Origin of the sequence: uncultured Cardiobacterium sp. (assembly GCF_938028185.1) — a bacterium.
Taxonomy (GTDB): Bacteria; Pseudomonadota; Gammaproteobacteria; order Cardiobacteriales; family Cardiobacteriaceae; genus Cardiobacterium.
The window spans coordinates 1-2,052 of the sequence record NZ_CALJAH010000465.1; the positions used below are offsets into that span (position 1 = coordinate 1).

Below are 2,052 nucleotides of genomic sequence, written 5' to 3' on the forward strand. Positions count from 1 at the left end.
GTTGCGCCGCCTCGCCGTACAAAGGCGTACTGTCTTCGGCGGCGCGCCTTGTACAGAACTTTGTGAGTATCGCTATATTCCGTGTGGATTTATGAATATCATAGCGGAAAAAACCCCACGGCTGCGGGGTTTTTTGAGCATTGGCGGGCAGCGGTCGCGTTCGTCAGCTCCGCCCTACCCCACCTGCACCGAGGTCATCGAGAGCGAACCGCCGACGATTTCGTCGTTGAAAATCCGCAGCGGTTCGCCGGGGTCGCGCTGCGCGAGGACGTACAGCAGCGGCAGGAAATGCTCAAACGGCGCGGGAACGGCAGCGCGGTCGGGGTCGAGCGCGAGGTGATTGAGCAGGGTGTCGCGGTCGCCCGCTGCCATCGCGCGGTTGATGCGCTGGCGGAAGGCGTCCGCCCAGTCGTAGGCAAAGGCCTCGTCGGCGCGGGCGAAATCGAGCGCGCGCAGGTTGTGGACGATGTTGCCGCTGCCCATAATCAGCACGCCTTCGTCGCGCAGCGGTCGCAGTTTCGCCGCGAGCGCCCAGTGCCAGGCGGCCGGTTGCAGCAGGTTCAGGCTCAGTTGCACCACCGGCACGTCGGCGGCGGGGTAGAAATGGCGCAACACCGCCCAGGCACCGTGGTCGAGGCCACGGCTGGCATCGGGCTGGATGCCGTCCGCCGCCAGCAGTTCGCAGACGCGCGCGGCGAGTGCGGGCGCGCCCGGCGCCGGGTATTGCGCCTGATAGAGCGCGTCGGGGAAACCACTGAAATCGTAAAGGATGGGGTTGTGCGCGCCGCTCATCACGCGCAGCTCGCGCCCGAACCAGTGCGCCGATACCATCAGGATGACCTCCGGTTTGGCGATGGCGGCGGCGGTGGCGAGAAAGCCCCGGTTGAAGCGGCTGCTGTCGTCGATGGCATTCATCGGGCTGCCGTGGCCGAGGAAAATGGCGGGAAGGGTGGACATAAAGCGCTCCGGTAGAAAAGCGGCGCATTGTAGGGCGGGCGCTGCGGTGCGCCCAGCGTCGCCCGCTTCATCTGTACATTAGCGCGGCTTAACGCGGACGACCATCACCGCGCTCAGGACGACCGCCCCGGCAATCAGCCACGCCATCGGCCGTGGCGTGCCGTCGGCAAAGGCGGCGAGCAGCAGCGAAGAAATAATGCCGCTGCCATATTGCAGCGCGCCAAGCAGCGCCGCTGCCGCCCCGCCGACAGATTTATCAACGCTGGCGAGTGCTGCCGCATTGGCGCAGGCGGCGATGATGCCATTCATGCTGAACACGGCGAACATCGGCAGGGCGATGCCCCAAATGCCGCCGACCCCGGCCAGCACCAGCGCGACCAGCACCAGCGCGGACACGGCGGCAAACCGCGTCGCCGCGCGCAGCAGGCGGTCAATGGCGAAATGGCGCAGCAGCCTGCGGTTCGCCGCGCTCAGGGCGAAGACGCCGAAAATATTCACGCCAAACCAGAAGCCGTAGTACGCCTCGTCAATGCCGAAATAATCAATATAAACAAAGGGCGAACCGGCAATGAAGGCGTAGGCGGCGACATAAAAAAACGTCACGCAGAAGGTATAACGCATAAAGACGCGGTGAGCGAGCAACTCGCGATAGCGGGCGAACGCCGACCAGAGCGAGCCCGCCGCCCGGCGGCGCGGCGGCAACGTCTCCGGCAGGCGCAACACCGCCACAAACATCAACACGCCAATCGCGGCGAGCAGCCAAAAATGCGCGTGCCAACTGGCGACCTTCAGCAGCAGCCCGCCGACGAGCGGCCCCACCAGCGGCGCCACCACCATAATCATCGCCAGCGAGGACAGCACCTGCGCCGCGCGCGTCGTGCCGAACAAATCCCGCACCATCGCCCGCGACAACATCGGCCCGACACACGCCCCCAGCGCCTGAAACACGCGCCAGAACACTACCGCGGGCAGCGACTGCGCCAGCGCACAACCGACCGAGCCTGCCACAAACAGCAGCATACCCAGAAACAGCGGCAACCTGCGCCCGATGCGGTCGCTCACCGGCCCCCAGACGAGCTGCGCGATGGCAAAACC

Annotated in this window: 2 protein-coding genes; both read right to left on the reverse strand. The window is 65.8% G+C overall.

Annotated features, from left to right (window positions below):
• Positions 1–174 precede the first annotated feature (174 nt).
• Positions 175–957 carry a 4,5-DOPA dioxygenase extradiol gene (gene ygiD, locus Q0349_RS13410; protein WP_298081519.1) on the reverse strand — a complete coding sequence of 261 codons (783 nt, stop codon included), beginning with the start codon at positions 955–957 and terminating at the stop codon, positions 175–177.
• Between the two features lie 78 nt (positions 958–1,035).
• The coding region (locus Q0349_RS13415; RefSeq protein ID WP_298081520.1) for a multidrug effflux MFS transporter at positions 1,036–2,052 on the reverse strand (1,017 nt) is incomplete at its 5' end.